The sequence below is a fragment of the Acinetobacter sp. WCHA29 genome, assembly GCF_002165335.1.
Classification (GTDB): domain Bacteria; phylum Pseudomonadota; class Gammaproteobacteria; order Pseudomonadales; family Moraxellaceae; genus Acinetobacter.
Genome location: NZ_NHRQ01000007.1, coordinates 1 through 16,143, shown reverse-complemented (window position 1 = coordinate 16,143; position 16,143 = coordinate 1). Strand labels below are relative to the sequence as shown.

General features: G+C 40.3%; 14 protein-coding genes and 1 rRNA gene. 11 read left to right on the top strand and 4 right to left on the bottom strand.

The window, feature by feature from the left end; all coding sequences use genetic code 11:
• Positions 1–71 precede the first annotated feature (71 nt).
• The 6 genes from argA (at position 72) to CDG59_RS06860 (ending at position 6,522) form a co-directional block, all read left to right on the top strand.
• A complete protein-coding gene (gene argA / locus CDG59_RS06885) occupies positions 72–1,427 on the top strand; it encodes an amino-acid N-acetyltransferase (RefSeq protein ID WP_087544563.1) in 1,356 nt (451 codons plus the stop codon).
• Between the two features lie 311 nt (positions 1,428–1,738).
• The gene (locus tag CDG59_RS06880; protein WP_087544423.1) at positions 1,739–2,731 is read left to right on the top strand and encodes a sulfonate ABC transporter substrate-binding protein; all 993 of its coding nucleotides are present in this window, start codon (positions 1,739–1,741) and stop codon (positions 2,729–2,731) included.
• 141 nt (positions 2,732–2,872) lie between these two features.
• Positions 2,873–4,048, top strand: coding sequence for an FMNH2-dependent alkanesulfonate monooxygenase (ssuD, locus tag CDG59_RS06875; protein WP_087544421.1), 1,176 nt, complete (start codon positions 2,873–2,875; stop codon positions 4,046–4,048).
• Positions 4,045–4,848, top strand: coding sequence for an aliphatic sulfonate ABC transporter permease SsuC (ssuC, locus tag CDG59_RS06870; RefSeq protein ID WP_087544419.1), 804 nt, complete (start codon positions 4,045–4,047; stop codon positions 4,846–4,848). The genes ssuD and ssuC overlap by 4 nt, the downstream gene beginning before the upstream one ends.
• A 13-nt stretch (positions 4,849–4,861) precedes the next feature.
• The gene (locus tag CDG59_RS06865; protein WP_087544561.1) at positions 4,862–5,668 is read left to right on the top strand and encodes an ATP-binding cassette domain-containing protein; all 807 of its coding nucleotides are present in this window, start codon (positions 4,862–4,864) and stop codon (positions 5,666–5,668) included.
• 242 nt (positions 5,669–5,910) lie between these two features.
• The gene (locus CDG59_RS06860; RefSeq protein WP_004907340.1) at positions 5,911–6,522 is read left to right on the top strand and encodes a TetR/AcrR family transcriptional regulator; all 612 of its coding nucleotides are present in this window, start codon (positions 5,911–5,913) and stop codon (positions 6,520–6,522) included.
• Positions 6,523–6,570: 48 nt separating this feature from the next.
• On the opposite strand, the gene CDG59_RS06855 is transcribed toward CDG59_RS06860, so the two are convergent.
• Together CDG59_RS06855 and CDG59_RS06850 are read right to left on the bottom strand one after the other, a co-directional pair.
• Entirely contained in the window at positions 6,571–7,137 is a 567-nt protein-coding gene (locus tag CDG59_RS06855; RefSeq protein ID WP_087544417.1) for a 5'-nucleosidase, read from the bottom strand.
• Between the two features lie 63 nt (positions 7,138–7,200).
• The gene (locus tag CDG59_RS06850; RefSeq protein ID WP_004680188.1) at positions 7,201–8,334 is read right to left on the bottom strand and encodes a TDT family transporter; all 1,134 of its coding nucleotides are present in this window, start codon (positions 8,332–8,334) and stop codon (positions 7,201–7,203) included.
• A gap of 206 nt (positions 8,335–8,540) precedes the next feature.
• Here CDG59_RS06850 and ribF point away from each other — a divergent pair, with 206 nt between their 5' ends.
• From ribF to CDG59_RS06825, 5 genes are all read left to right on the top strand, one after another.
• On the top strand, positions 8,541–9,542 hold the full coding sequence (gene ribF, locus CDG59_RS06845) for a riboflavin biosynthesis protein RibF (RefSeq protein ID WP_087544415.1): 1,002 nt from the start codon (positions 8,541–8,543) through the stop codon (positions 9,540–9,542).
• Between the two features lie 60 nt (positions 9,543–9,602).
• Positions 9,603–12,440 (top strand): isoleucine--tRNA ligase, encoded by a 2,838-nt coding sequence (gene ileS / locus CDG59_RS06840; RefSeq protein WP_087544414.1) that lies wholly within the window; start codon positions 9,603–9,605, stop codon positions 12,438–12,440.
• Positions 12,433–12,972 carry a signal peptidase II gene (gene lspA, locus CDG59_RS06835; RefSeq protein WP_004907358.1) on the top strand — a complete coding sequence of 180 codons (540 nt, stop codon included), beginning with the start codon at positions 12,433–12,435 and terminating at the stop codon, positions 12,970–12,972. Before ileS ends, lspA begins: the two co-directional genes overlap by 8 nt.
• The gene (locus tag CDG59_RS06830) at positions 12,965–13,447 is read left to right on the top strand and encodes an FKBP-type peptidyl-prolyl cis-trans isomerase (RefSeq protein ID WP_087544412.1); all 483 of its coding nucleotides are present in this window, start codon (positions 12,965–12,967) and stop codon (positions 13,445–13,447) included. The genes lspA and CDG59_RS06830 overlap by 8 nt, the downstream gene beginning before the upstream one ends.
• Positions 13,448–13,551: 104 nt before the next feature.
• Positions 13,552–14,094 (top strand): NADPH-dependent FMN reductase, encoded by a 543-nt coding sequence (locus CDG59_RS06825; protein WP_087544410.1) that lies wholly within the window; start codon positions 13,552–13,554, stop codon positions 14,092–14,094.
• Between the two features lie 306 nt (positions 14,095–14,400).
• On the opposite strand, the gene CDG59_RS06820 is transcribed toward CDG59_RS06825, so the two are convergent.
• Positions 14,401–15,699 (bottom strand): hypothetical protein, encoded by a 1,299-nt coding sequence (locus tag CDG59_RS06820; RefSeq protein ID WP_087544408.1) that lies wholly within the window; start codon positions 15,697–15,699, stop codon positions 14,401–14,403.
• A 315-nt stretch (positions 15,700–16,014) separates the two neighbouring features.
• Positions 16,015–16,129 (bottom strand): 5S ribosomal RNA (gene rrf / locus CDG59_RS06815).
• Between the last annotated feature and the right edge of the window lie 14 nt (positions 16,130–16,143).

Below are 16,143 nucleotides of genomic sequence, written 5' to 3'. Positions count from 1 at the left end.
TTTTAGGAATAGATTTATCTTTTTATTTTTTTCGTTAGAATCAGATAAATTGATGTATATCTGAGATGAACATGGCGAACCAAATGACTGAAACTTCACATAGCACAACGCAAGATTATGTGCATTGGTTTCGCCACTCAGCACCATATATTAATGCCCATCGTGATAAAACTTTTGTGCTTATGTTTGGTGGTGAGGCCGTCTTACACCAAAACTTTCAGCATATTATTCATGATATTGCCCTATTGCATTCTTTAGGGATTCGTTTGATTTTGGTACATGGCGCACGCCCACAAATCAATCAAAATCTACGTGAAAGCCAAATTGAAACGCCTTTTCATCAAAGTCGTCGTGTGACAACTCGTGCATCACTACGTAGTATCATGAATGCAGTTGGATCGATTCGTTTAGAAATTGAAGCTCTTCTATCAATGGGCTTGGCCAATTCACCCATGTATGGTGCCCGCATTGATGTCGTTTCGGGTAACTTTGTAACGGCTAAACCCTATGGCATTCGGGATGGAGTTGATTTTCAGCTCACAGGTGAAGTCCGTTCAATTGATACCGATGCGATTCAACGTCACTTAGATAATCATAATATTGTGTTACTAGGGCCTACAGGTTACTCAACCACTGGAGAAGTATTTAACTTATTGGCGGAAGAAGTCGCGACCAAAACAGCAACTGCATTACAAGCCGATAAATTGATTTTCTTGGGTGAAAAACAAGGATTAATGAACGAGCAACAACAATTATTACGTGAATTAAGCTCGTATCAACTTGAACCTTATATTCAACAATACCAAACACAATATCCAGAATTCGCCTTACACCTCAAACAAGCTCAACAAGCTTCATTGTCTGGGGTGCATCGTGTTCACCTCATTTCATATACTTATGATGGTGCTTTGATTGAAGAACTATTTACACGCGACGGGATTGGCACTTTAATCACAGATGCCCACTATGAAGAAGTACGCATTGCCAATATTCATGATGTCGGCGGTTTAATCAACTTATTACGTCCACTCGAACAGGAAGGTATTTTAGTCTATCGTTCACGTGAACGTCTTGAAAGTGAAATAGAACAGTTCGCAGTGATTGAACGAGATGGCATGATCTTAGCCTGTGCAGCGCTCTATCCTATTCCTGCTGAATCAGGTGAAATTAAATCCGCTGAAATTGCCTGTGTCGCTGTCGATTCGAGTTATCGTAAATCGAATCGTGGTAGCCAAATTTTGCAATTTTTGGAAACCAAAGCAAAACAACAAGGTATTCAACAACTGTTTGTTCTCACGACCCGTACCGCACATTGGTTTTTAGAGCAGGGTTTCAGCCCAGCAAGTGTTGATGATTTACCGAATGCTCGACAAGCGCTCTACAATTATCAGCGTAATTCCTTAGTCTTCAAAAAAGTTTTGTTCTAATTATATTTGACCTGAAGATATCTTTATTTCTGATAAAGATATCTTTTGACCTCTTTCTTTTCTATTTTTATTCAGCTCATTAGAAAAATAAGCGCACTGTTTTTTTAAAAAATAAAAATATAAAACAAAAACTTATGTGCTAATTAAATTTCAATCCTTATTCATCTTCTCAATAACATTATCTATTTTTCTATTTTGCACTTTTCATCATAAGCAAAGCCCAATTATTTATTTTTTATGCATTAAAAAAAGTTTTAGCTTAATTGCTCAACTTATTTAGATCTTGTAATTTTCTGGGGAGCACAATCAACATGACTATTTTTATCAATCGCTCATGGGCAACTTCAACCATCATCGCAGCAACTATTGCTGGCGTAATGGGCGTTGCAGGTTGTGCAAAAAAACCTGAACAGCAAGCAACACCACAACAAGAAACCACCACATTAAATATCGGCTTTCAAAAGTATGGCATTTTGCCGATTGTCAAAGCAAAAGGTGAATTAGAAAAGAATCTTGCTGCTCAGGGTGTCAATGTAAAATGGGTTGAATTTCCAGCCGGCCCCCAACTTTTAGAAGGCTTAAATGTAGGTAGTGTCGTATTTGGCGAGGCCGGTGAAGCGCCTCCGATCTTTGCTCAAGCAGCAAATCCTAACTTGGTCTATGTTGCAAATCAGCCACCAGCACCTACTGCAGAAGCCTTAATCGTTCAAAAAGATTCACCAATACAATCTGTACAAGACCTGAAAGGTAAACGTATTGCATTGAACAAAGGCTCAAACGTTCATTATCTTTTATTGAAATTACTAGAAGCCAATAATTTAACTTTAAATGATATTCAGCCTGTTTATTTACCGCCATCAGATGCTCGCGCAGCATTTGAAAAGGGCGCAGTCGATGCTTGGGTGATATGGGATCCATTCTTTGCAGCAGCAGAGCATCAAATCCATGCACGTGTGATCGCAAACGGCGAGCATTTGGTCAGCAATCATCAATTCTATTTAGCTGATCGTAAGTTTGCGGAAGGACATCCCGAAGTTCTAAAAAAATTGGTGACAACATTGAATCAAACCACAGATTGGGTAAAGACCCATCCTGATGATGCTGCAAAATTACTCGAAAAACCAACCGCACTTGAGCTCGATGTTTTAAAAACTTCAATTTCTCGCATGGGTTTTGGCGTTCAGCCAATTTCTGAAAAAGTCGAAAAAGAACAGCAGTACGTAGCTGATGCCTTTTTTGCTCAGAAATTAATTCCAAAGCAATTGGTCATTGCAGATGCTGTATTAAAAAACCAAGTTCAATAATTGAGAGTCTATTTTAGGTAATTTCTCATCGGTTTTGATTGTGATGAATCAAAGTGCTTTATCCCCCATGCAGATTGCAATCTAAAACACGATGCAATCTGTCTCATTCACATGATCTCATTCTTCATAAGGAATATCGACATGAATATTTTCTGGTTCATCCCCACTCATGGTGACAGCCGTTACTTAGGCACCAGCAAGGGCGCACGTCAGGTCGATCATGCTTATATGAAACAAATCGCCGTTGCTGTCGATAACCTTGGTTATGCTGGCGTATTGATTCCAACAGGTCGTTCTTGTGAAGATCCATGGATCACAGCAGCCAGCCTCATTGATGCAACCAAACAATTAAAGTTTTTGGTGGCACTACGTCCCGGAATTACGACCCCCGCGTTGGCGGCGCGCATGGCTGCTACCTTTGATCGCCTCTCCAATGGTCGTATTTTGCTCAATCTTGTAACAGGCGGTGACGAGCAGGAACTCAAGGGCGATGGTCTATATGAAGATCACAGTACTCGTTATCAGACTGCCTCTGAATATGTCAAAATTTGGCGTGAGATTCTGACTCGTTCCCATACAGGCGAATCTTTTACTTTTCATGGCGAACGACTCAGTGTCGATGAAGCAAAATTACTTTATCCACCTGTGCAAAAACCCTATCCTCCGCTATGGTTTGGTGGATCGTCAACAGAAGCAACTGAACTTGCCGCTGAACAGGTTGATACTTATTTAACTTGGGGTGAACCACCTGCTGCGGTGGAAGAAAAAATTAATCATTTACGTGCTCAAGCAGCAGACAAAGGACGTATTCTAAATTATGGTATCCGATTGCACGTGATTGTTCGTGAAACCAATGAACAAGCTTGGGCTGCCGCGGATGAACTCATTCAATATTTAGATGATGAGACTATTGCAGCAGCGCAGAAAAAATTTGCACAAATGGACTCGGTCGGGCAGCAACGCATGGCGGCTTTACACGGCGGACGCAAAGATCAATTAGAAGTCTCACCAAACTTATGGGCAGGTATCGGTTTAGTTCGTGGCGGTGCAGGTACAGCTTTAGTCGGCGATCCAAAAACTGTTGCTGCACGTATTCAAGAATATGCTGACTTGGGGATTGATACCTTTATTTTCTCTGGCTATCCACATTTGGAAGAATCGATCCGCTTTGCTGAATTAGTATTTCCACTTCTGCCACTCAAAACTCGTGAGAAACTGACACAACCACATCTCACAGGTCCTTTTGGTGAAATCATTGCCAATAACTATGTGCCTGAGGTCAAAACACCAAAAGCGTTGGTTAAGGAGGAGGCATGAGTACAACACCATTTCTAAATAATGTTTCACGTGGAACACAAAAAATAAGCAAAGGTCTCTTGCCGTGGTTGTTTCCCGTTTTATTGCTACTGATTTGGCAAGCTGCTTCAAGTTCAGGTCTATTACAAAGCCGTGTATTACCTGCTCCAACTGCTGTAGTGAGTGCTTTTTGGCACTTACTGATCAGTGGTGAACTTTGGCATCATGTCAAAGTCAGCGCAGGTCGTGCCCTGCTTGGTTTGTTGGTCGGCGGTGGTCTCGGACTACTTTTAGGACTACTTAATGGTTCATCACGCATTGCATCGACCTTACTTGATACCACATTGCAAATGATCCGCAATATCCCTGCACTAGCACTCATTCCGCTGGTAATTTTGTGGTTTGGTATTGATGAAACAGCCAAACTCTTTTTAGTCGCAGTAGGTGTATTTTTCCCAATCTACATCAATACCTATCATGGTATTCGCTCGGTAGATCCTCAGTTGATTGAAATGGGTAAAAGTTACGGACTCAATCGCTGGCAATTGTATAAAGAGATCATTCTACCCGGCGCAATGCCTTCTATTTTAGTTGGACTACGCTTTGCTTTAGGTTTAGTTTGGGTATTGCTCATCGTGGCCGAAACGATTTCCGCTCAAGCAGGTATCGGCTATATGACCATGAATGCACGTGAGTTCTTGCAAACCGATATCGTTTTGGTCGGTATTTTACTTTACGCCATACTTGGAAAATTAGCGGATGTATTGGCACGAGCACTAGAGCGATATTTATTACGTTGGCATGCAGGCTATCAAAAATAAAAAGGTCAACTATATGAGTAATCTAAATTTAAATTTCTATGAAAATCCCTTGATTCAACCCCTCGGCGAATCTGAAGCATCGACTACTGCAAGTAATAGCAATGGTGCAAATATTCTGATTGAACAACTGTATAAGTTTTATGGTGAAGTCAAAGTGCTCAAAGACTTAGACTTAAATATTCAAGCAGGTGAATTTGTCGCCATAGTAGGTCGCAGTGGTTGTGGTAAAAGCACCCTACTGCGCTTAATCGCCCAACTTGAAAAACCAAGCTATGGCGAGATTAAATTTCAGTCCGCAAGAAACTTTCGTGAAGGCATCACAAACGATGATATTCGCGTTATGTTTCAAGATCCACGCTTACTTCCGTGGAAAAATATTTTACACAACGTACAATTAGGTTTACCAAAAGATCAACACCTACTTGCTGAGAATTTATTAGAAAAAGTAGGCTTAAAAGACAAATCTAGACAGTGGCCAACTCAACTCTCGGGAGGTCAACGTCAACGTGCCGCATTAGCCAGAGCACTTTCTCATGCACCACGTATTTTATTACTGGATGAACCATTAGGGGCGCTAGATGCTCTCACACGTTTAGAAATGCAAAGTTTGATTGAACGCCTTTGGAAAGAACAAGGTTTTACTGCAATTTTGGTCACACACGATGTGAGTGAAGCGGTACAATTGGCAGATCGAATTATTTTGCTAGATCAAGGACATATTGCACATCAATTTCAAGTGAATTTACCACGACCACGTAAGAAAACTATTGCATTTGCGCAGTTGGAACAACAAGTGTTAGATGTGGTTTTAGCAACTTAAAACCGCACCATGATCATAAATTCCACTGGATATGCATCAAAAAATGAGCTTATTCATCAGCATTTAACACTGAATTGTTTACAAAATATGTAATTCATTTTTTAGATTTCAAGTATTATCAATTAGATCGCTTCAATTCATCTTGGAACTGCGTATTTTTCGACAAAAAAACTGTGTTATTGTGCACAAATCGGACAATTTATCTTACAATGTCAATGACATTTTTTGAATCAAGCTCGCAGATGGAACAGAAAAAAAGTACACAAAAGCGCAATCAACTGCTGAATGCTGCCCTCGATGTTTTTTCCGTCTATGGATTCAGTGGAGCTAGTCTGGATGAGATTGCCCAGCTCGCAAATATGCATAAATCCAATATTTTCTATTATTATGAAAATAAAGAGTCACTTTATGTTGAAGTACTGACAACCGTACTGCAAAAATGGCTCGCGCCTTTACAAACCTTAGAATCAGAACTTGAGCCAACTGAAGCCCTCACTCACTATTTAATTCAAAAAATTGAAAGCTCGCGTGATCAACCGAAAGCCTCACGTTTATTTGCCCTTGAGATTATTCAAGGTGCACCGCATATTTTACCAATCTTAAAAGGCCCTTTGAAAAAGCTATTTAAGCGTAAAACCAAGGTGATTCAAACTTGGCAAGAACAAGGTAAATTGTCGGCAGAGATTGACCCTGAATTGTTGATTCTCAATATCTGGGCAATCACCCAAAACTATGCTGATTTTTCGACGCAAATGGAAATGGTCACAGGTAAAACTTTGCGTAACCGTAGTATGTTTCAACGTACGGTTGAGCACACTGTGCATATGATGTTGTATGGTGTGTTGCCACGTTAAAACCAGAAAGCATTGATCAGGCCTATCTCAGCAGATAGGCTTTTTTATTTAAAAATGCGCCTGATACAACGCCAATAATTTTTGTGCGCCAAGCAGCAGATTCTCTTCCCAATCTAAATGAGCCGTATTATTGGCACCATCTGTAATATATTTGACTGAAATCAAACGCACCCCAAGCTTCTGGCACACTTTGGCGAGGGCATAGGCTTCCATGTCCACCAGATTACAGGATACTTTTGGCTGTCCTGTTTCAAAGGAGTCACCTGTACCACAGATCCCTTTAGGTAAATGTTCAAAATGCGGCTGAACATGGATTTCGGCAGGAATGTCCTCATCCATTGGGGTCACGCCCACGGCAAAACCCAGTGGTGACACATCCATGTCCCGTTGTACAAAAGTAATCACCTCAACCAGACTATGTGCATCGAAGTGCGAACTGCCTGCACTGCCTAAATTGATCAGCGTTTTGCATCCCGTCTTTTGAATCACCTCAAATGCCTTGAATGCTGCATTAATTTTGCCGATTCCACTGTAATGAACGTCAATACCTACTTGTTCAAACAAACCTTTAGATTCATTCGGTAAGGCCATAATCAGAGCAATATCAGCATTCATAAAAAAGACTCGTTCAAATCAAAATAGAGACACAAAAAAGGTGTGCTAAAGCACACCTTGATATTATTGCATCTTCTGCTGTAAGGCGACCAAACATGGGGAGAAAAATAATTGACCGCTGTACGCTCCTGCCAGCGTTTTCTTCATCACCAATGCCCACAAACCCACCAACAACAGACTTAAAACCACAGCCGCATACTGTAAGAAGTCGATATGTAACTGATGCGCCAAGTTAAAGATCGCCAAAATAAACACACCGAATGGGAAAGTCAGTCCCCACCAACCCAAGTTAAATGGAATGCCTGTACGCATATGACGCAGTGTGGTCAAAATCGCAATCCCAAACCACCATAAGCCAAAACCTAATAACACTAAACTTGCCACAATACCCAAGGCTGGCAGTAATGTCGCTAAACCTTCGAAACCTATCGCCTGCATGATTCGTGGCGCTTGTTCACCCAGTAATAATAACGCCAAGGCACCTGTCCCAATTGGCCCTAAACATAACCAGCTAGAAATCGCCACCTCTTTTTCAGGTAACTGGTGCAAAGCCAAACGTAACATCAAAATCGTTAAGATCGCAAAAGCAGGTAAGACAGAAATGCCCCACAACACATAGCCTGTGATCAAGATGGTTAACGCATGCTGATCTGCTGCTAAATGCTGTAATAGCAGCCCCGCAGAGCTAGCCGCAACTTCACAGGCCACGATCGGGAGTAACCATACCGCAGTCATCCGTTGTAATTGATGATCTTGGCAGCTAAACATACAAAATGGCACCACCCATGCAATCACCACTGCCAGAAACACATCCAGATACCAGAGATAGGTCGCTATCTGGATGGCAATATCACCATATAAATGCGTACCAAAAATGAGAAAACCATTGGCAATCGTCGCTAAGCCCATCGGAATCGCACCGAGGAATAAGCTCATATTCGGATGACTAAAAATCTGCTTTGCTTCGGTTGGGAATAAAATCCAGCGTAAGATATAGAGCACACTAAAAGTGCTAAATAACAGAATATTAAACTGCCATAATTTGGTCGCAAGCATAAACAAAACAGATGAGGCAAAAGGCAGCTGTGCTAAAATCATCGCCACCACACCCGTTCCCATGGTTGCAGTAAACCAATTCGGGGTAAAATGGCGAATCACATCGGTGTTCTGTTGTAGCTGATAAAACGGCTTTTTCATCTCTTTCTCAATATCAAGCGACTATGCAGCTATTTTAGGTCAATCATAAAATAAGAAAAACTGATTTATTTTTATTTAATGAATAAATTTAATTGATATAAAACTTCTAAATATTGAAAATTTTCTGTGTAAAAACACAACAACAAGACGAAACGCTGAGAATATGGCAATATATAGCCTTTGCAAAATCACTGTATTTAACGCCCATGAAGTTGCTTCGTCTCAACGCTTTATCGCCAGATTTTCAGTTACCCCCAACTGCGGTCACGATTGGCAATTTTGATGGTGTCCACCTCGGCCATCAAGCGATGATTGCCCAACTCAAAACGTTGGCTGAAGCGCAAGGCTTAAAAACATTGGTGATGATTTTTGAGCCGCAACCACTTGAATTTTTTAAAGCTTATGATGCTCCGCCACGCATTAGCTCATTACGTGAAAAAGTAGAATATTTAACTGAGCTTGGTGTGGACTACATTGCAGTTGCGAAATTTGACCAATATTTTAGAAGTTTAAATGCCACAGAATTTGCTGATCTACTTAAATTAAAACTCAATGCACAAAGCTTAGTGCTAGGTGATGATTTTCATTTTGGCAAAGACCGCCAAGGCAACAGCGAATTTTTACGCGATTATGGCTTTGACGTGACCAATTTAAATACCGTCGCTTTAAATGGTGAACGTGTCAGTTCAACCCGTATTCGTCAGGTTCTACAAGAAGGTGATCTGGCATTAGCAGCCAAACTCTTGGGCCGTCCTTATAGCATCACAGGCCGAGTGCAATATGGAGATCAGATTGGTCGCACCCTTGATTTTCCAACCATTAATGTGCGTTTAAACCGTCACAAACCTTGTTTAAACGGGATTTATGCGGTGGATGTGGTCTGTGAAAATGCATCATTAAATGCAAAAGTAAAACATTCAGATCCTGCCCTCAACGGGATAACAGGCTATCAAGCTGACAGTTTGTTTGGTGCAGGTCATGTCGGGACACGCCCAGCCATCAAACAAGACCAGCCAGAATGGCGATTAGAAGTACATTTTCCTGATGTTTCTGCTAATCTGTATGGCTTATTGATGCGGGTAACCTTTCTTCACTATTTGCATGGTGAACTGAATTATCCTTCGCTTGAAGCCCTCAAAGCTGGAATCGATGATGATGTGCAAAAATTACGAGACTATCGTGAACGCACACCAGAATTTCCTTTTTAAATTTAAATTTCATTTGTAATACATGTCAGTTTAGACTGATAAAACTGGAAGAAAACTTGCATGAGCGATAAGCAAACTCCTGAAAATGCAGTGGATTATAAAGCCACACTCAATTTGCCAGATACTGAATTTGCCATGAAAGCAAATTTGGCTGTGCGTGAAGCCAAATGGTTAGAAGAGTGGTATGCCGACAACATTTATCAGCAGATTCGTGCATCGCGTATTGGCAAGAAAAAATATGTGCTTCATGACGGTCCTCCATATGCCAATGGTCAAATCCATTTGGGTCATGCAGTCAATAAAGTCCTCAAAGACATTATTATTAAAAGCCGTGTTATGGATGGCTTCGATGCGCCATACGTACCAGGTTGGGACTGTCACGGTCTGCCAATCGAACTGAAAGTAGAAGAAAAAGTCGGTAAAGTGGGCGTTAAAGTTGATGCCTCAACTTTCCGTAAAGCCTGCCGTGAATATGCCTACACCCAGGTTGAATTACAGAAAAAAGACTTCGTGCGCATGGGCGTGTTTGGTGATTGGGATAATCCATACCTCACCATGAACTTTAAGCAAGAAGCAGACATTGTTCGTTCGCTTGGCGCAATTGCCAAAGCAGGTCATATCGAACCCGGCTTAAAACCTGTGAACTGGTGCTTGGATTGTGGTTCTGCGCTCGCAGAAGCTGAAGTTGAATATGAAGATAAAAAGTCTGATGCGATTGATGTTGGCTTTACAGTTGTTGATCTTAAAGATTTAAGCAGCCGTCTTGGTGTTGATGTCCAAGATGTGACGGATATTGTGATCTGGACAACCACACCTTGGACTTTACCTGCCAACCAAGCTGTTGCAGTACATGCCGACATTGACTACCAACTGGTACAAGTAAGCACTGAACGAGGCTCACAAAACTTCATTCTTGCCAAAGATTTAGTTGAATCAGCAATCGAACGTTACAAGCTCGAAAATCCAGTTGTATTGGCTGATTTTAAAGGCGCTGTCATTGAGAAGCTATTATTACAACATCCTTTAATTACTGATCGTCAAGTCCCAGTAATTGTTGGTGAGCACGTAATTGCGACTAGCGGTACAGGTGCCGTACACACTGCCCCTGGACACGGTGTGGACGACTATAAAGTCGGTCTGCAATACAATCTAAAAGTCGATAATCCAGTCGGTGGTAATGGCGTATATTTACCAACTGCACCGATTTTTGCGGGTGAGCACATCTATAAAGCCAATCCAAAAATTATCGAAGCTTTGGGTGCTGTCGGTCGTTTATGGGCACATCAGCCAATTAAACATAGCTATCCACATTGCTGGCGTCATAAAACACCGATTATCTTCCGTGCAACACCACAGTGGTTTATCAGCATGGATGCCAAAGGTTTGCGTCAAACTGCTTTAAATGCGATTGAAAATGACATCGAATTTGTTCCAGATTGGGGTAAAAATCGTATTCAATCGATGATCGAAGGTCGTCCTGACTGGTGTATCTCACGTCAACGTACTTGGGGCGTACCAATCCCATTCTTTGTACATAAAGATACTAATGCATTACACCCTCGTACACCTGAACTCATTGAAGAAGTTGCTAAACTGATCGAACAAGAAGGTATTGATGGTTGGTATAACCGCGATGCTAGCGACTTCATTGGCGCAGATGCTGAACAGTACAATGCCGTACGCGATACACTTGACGTTTGGTTTGACTCAGGTACAACACATTACGCAGTATTGCGTGAACGTGAAGAATTACAAGATCCTGCTGATCTATATCTTGAAGGTTCAGACCAGCATCGTGGTTGGTTCCAATCGTCATTGTTAACCTCAATTGCGATTAATCAACGTGCACCATACAAAGGTCTTCTCACCCACGGTTTCGTCGTGGATGAGAAAGGTCGTAAAATGTCTAAGTCATTAGGCAACATCATCACCCCACAAGACATCATCAAAGATATGGGTGCAGATGGTTTACGTTTCTGGATTGCTTCGGCTGACTATCGATATGAAATGACCGCAGGTAAAGAAATCTTTAGCCGTGCGTCTGATGGTTATCGTCGTATCCGTAACACGTTACGTTTCTTGTTGGCAAACTTAAATGGTTTCAAGCCATCAACAGATGCTTTACCTGTAAACGAATTGATCGCATTAGACCAATACATCTTGCAACGCGCGGCTGAAGTACAAAAAACCATTCAGCAAGCCTATGAAGAGATGAACTTCCACATTGTAACTAACGCATTGACCAATTTCTGTATCAATGACTTAGGTGGTTTCTATCTCGACATCATCAAAGATCGTCAGTACACCACCAAAGCGGATTCACAAGCTCGCCGTTCAGCACAAACTGCGTTGTATCATTTAGTACAAGCTTTTGTACGCTGGATGTCACCAATCCTGAGCTTTACAGCTCAAGAAGCTTGGCCATTGATCCCAGAGCAAACTGAGAAATATGTATTTACTGCTGAATGGTATGACATCCCAACTGCATCAACAGCAAACTTGCTTTCAGAAGCAGATTGGCAAACATTGATTAGCGTAAAATCAGCAGTAAATAAACAGATTGAAGCAGCACGTAACGCTAAACTCGTTGGTAGTAACTTATCTGCAAAAGTTGAACTTTGGGCAGATGAAGCATTACAAACATTATTAAATCAGTTGGCTGATGAATTACGTTTCGTCTTGATCACGTCTCAAGTCATCGTTTACCCGTATGCTGAACAAGGTGAAAGCACTGACTTAACAGGATTACGTGTCAAAGTTTCTGCGGCTGATGGTGAAAAATGTGTACGTTGCTGGCATGTATTGCCAGACGTGAATACCCACGTTGGTCATGCTGGTTTATGCGCTCGTTGTATCGTCAATGTCACTGGTAGTGGCGAAGTGAGAAAGTATGCCTAATACACAAGCAAAAAAAGGCTTGTTCCAGTTTTATCCTCATAATCTCATGTGGCTTGGACTTTCAGTCCTTGCCATTGTGTTAGATCAATGGACAAAATGGATTGCAAGTACACACTTAAACTATGCCGATCCTGTTCCTGTATTACCTTTCCTGAATTGGACATTACTGCATAACTATGGTGCTGCATTCAGTTTTCTTTCTGATGCTGGTGGCTGGCAACGTTACTTTTTTACTTCTTTAGCAGGCTTTGTCTCGATTATCTTTATTTTTTGGTTAATGAAAATGCCAAAAAAAATGATCATCCTTCCGATGGCAATTGCATTAATTCTCGGTGGTGCTATAGGCAACCTTATAGACCGCGTCTCATTGGGTTATGTCGTTGACTTTATTCATGTCTATTATCAAGACAGTCACTTCCCTGCTTTTAATATTGCAGATAGTGCGATTACCTTAGGAACAATCCTGCTACTTATTGATACTTTCTTCCTTGAAAAGAAACGTATCCAAAATGCGGAAACAAAAAATGTCTGAAATTATCCAACCAAACGAAGAAATTCGGATTGAAGATGGTTCAAAAGTTGATTTACATTTTTCAGTATCGATCGAAAATGGTGTTGAAATTGATAATACCCGTGGTCGTGAAGAGCCTGTTAGTCTAGTCATTGGTGATGGCAACCTACTCCCAGGATTTGAAAAAGCATTATTTGGTTTACGTGCAGGCGACCGTCGTACTGTGCATTTACCCCCTGAAGATGCGTTTGGTCCTTGGAATCCTGAAAATATCCAAATCTTCGATACTGTAAAGTTTGAGCAACGTCCGATCGTTGGTCATATGATAGAATTTGAAGACAAAGCCAAAGCGACCTTGTTCGGTATCGTAAAATCCGTCAATGATGACACTACAGAAATTGATTTTAACCATCCTCTTGCTGGTAAAAATATTACCTTTGAAGTAGAAATTTTCAGAGTCACCCCGGCTGGTCAGCAAGGCATCAAATTGATGTAACAAAAAAGCTCTCAAATGAGAGCTTTTTTTTACGCTAAAGAAAAGTATAAGATCATTAAAAGTATTCATTTTTAAAATCAAAGCAATAACACAGGAATTTCAATATGCTCATTTATATTATTGTTGGTAGTGTTCGCGAAGGCCGCACGGCAATTAAAGTGGCCAATTGGGTACTACAAGCAACCACTGAACTCGCATTAAAAGATATTCAAGCCGAAATCATCGATCTTAAAGAGTGGGACTTACCTTTATTTGCAGGTGCTCATCCTCCAGCTTCTGGTATTTATGATCAACCTAAACAACAGCAGTGGGCAGATAAAATTGCGCAGGCACAGGCATTTATCTTGATTAGCCCTGAATATAATCATGGCTATAGTCCAGCACTCAAGAATGCCTTAGATTATGTCGGTAAAGAATGGCAAGGCAAACCAGCAGCTTTTATCGGCTATGGTTCAACCAATGGTTCACGTTCAATTAGCCAAATTCGTCAAGTAACCTCGAGCTTAGGTCTAGTTGATCCAAACGCCGTCATTGAAATTCGAGACATTTTTAAACGCAATAAAGACGAAAAATTTGAAGCCAATGAATTTGAAGTGAAAGGCTTAGCAGCACTAGTTGCCAAATTACAGAAATATAATATCACTTAGTTGTACGTCTAAGCGTACATTGATCAGGTAGATTTACGTCTATTCCATTCTCGACTTGACCGCTAATATAAGAAGCATAAAGAGACAGGAAGTCTCATTGAAAATAACAAGATACGCAGGAAGCGGTCGTTAATAGGATATCAACGACATAAACTGAATATGAAGAAGCCCCGTCAGGATGACGGAGCTTCTTCTTATCTATTCTTTTTTATATAAGTAATCATTTGAAAAGCGTATACTCTAAAAAGTAAGCCATTTTGAGATATCACTTAATATAAATTCAAACATCATCACAATAATGCCTTATCAATTACCAACGTCAGCTTCATTATCTTTTATCTTAGCAAACCTTTTTAAGTCTGCCTCTACCAACCATCCATCTATTTCGTCGTCATTCGCATTCTTATTCTTTCTTATTGAGTTGATTACTGAACCAACATCAAAACTGTGTTTAATTTGATCATTATCACCGCATACGCTTATTATTTTCTGTATTTGCTCTTTACTGTAATCAGTAGCATATCTTATTACAGTAGAAGCAAAATTATTTGCTTGGTCAAAATTTCGGGATTCAGAGTATAACTCAATAATTCTATCACTTACTTGCAGAGGGATAACAAAGAATATTGCCTCATCTAATTCTGTTCTAGTTGCTTTCTTCAATCTTTTCTCTGCAAAACTTTTCAGACCTTGGATTGATAAAAATATATCAATATTCTCAATTTCTTCTTTTGGTAGATTTTCAACATAAGTCTGGATTTTTTGCCTGATATCAGCCTCCAAGTAAGACCAGCTATCTTCAACATGCCTTATTAAAGGAATAACTCTATCTAGCTTTTCAACAGCCAAAGATCTAACAATACTTGATAGCTTCTCTGTTAATATTTTTCTATAAAGCTCTCGATGAATAACCTCTATTGCATTTAAAGCTGTTGAAATTCTATATATTTCCTTGTAATCCTTGGCATCATTGATTAGTTTTTTTAGAAGGACAATTGTGAAATTCCGAATTAAACTATCTCTAGCTTTATTCAATGGACTACTTTCAAATGCTACAACAGCTTTTTTAACGTCAGTTGGAAAATACTCTGACTCAACCTCTGAAGTTAGAGAATCTAGTGCATATTTTCCTTGAGCTGGTGGATATTGAAGTAAATGCTCTACAGCTGATCTTATATGCATTCTAGCAAGTTCAGCTGACGGATTGAAAACCTCTCCATCTGATGCCATAGATGGGTGAGCACACCTATTGCGATCTTCTTGCAAACGGTTCAAATCAATGAATTCTACATGAGATATCAACTCAAGCTTATCTCTACAAACTACTAATATCTCTCTTTCAAATTTTAATGAGTTTGTAACATCTCCAATTCTCCTAGCTTTGTCAAAAGATTCAATTTGTCTTTCAGCTTCCTTATCGCCAGCAAGAGATAACTCTTTTAACTTATCTAAGATGTCAAAAGACACAGCAATCCATGTTGAAACGATTGCAGAACGAAAAGCACCTGCTTTATAGCAAGCAACAGCTTCCCTTATATAACTCTTAGCCTTTTGGTCTCGGCACTTTAAAACAAGCTCGTCAAGATCAGATAATACAGATGCCACTTATTTCTCCTAGAGAATCAATTGTAGTTATACGAGATAACCACCTAAATGCAATATAAGTGGTGGATTTCTTATTTTAACTATATCTTGATTAGATTATAAAATAGTAAAATTTGCATCGTTAAGTTTAGTTTATTCCGTCATAAATTTTTTTTATTTCTTTAGCATCTAATGGCTCTGCTCGCCTTATTTCAACAGTCATATTTGCTCATTTCTCACCGAGATCATAACTCACTTTATTTTTATTTATTTAAATTTTCAACCACGCAATAAAAAACACCCCCACTCTTTCGAGTGGGGGTGTTCGTATTTAAAAGCTGGCGATGACTTACTCTCACATGGCAAACGCCACACTACCATCAGCGCGAAGAGGTTTCACTTCTGAGTTCGGGAAGGGATCAGGTGGTTCACTCTTGCTATTGTCGCCAGCAAACTGTTGTGGTG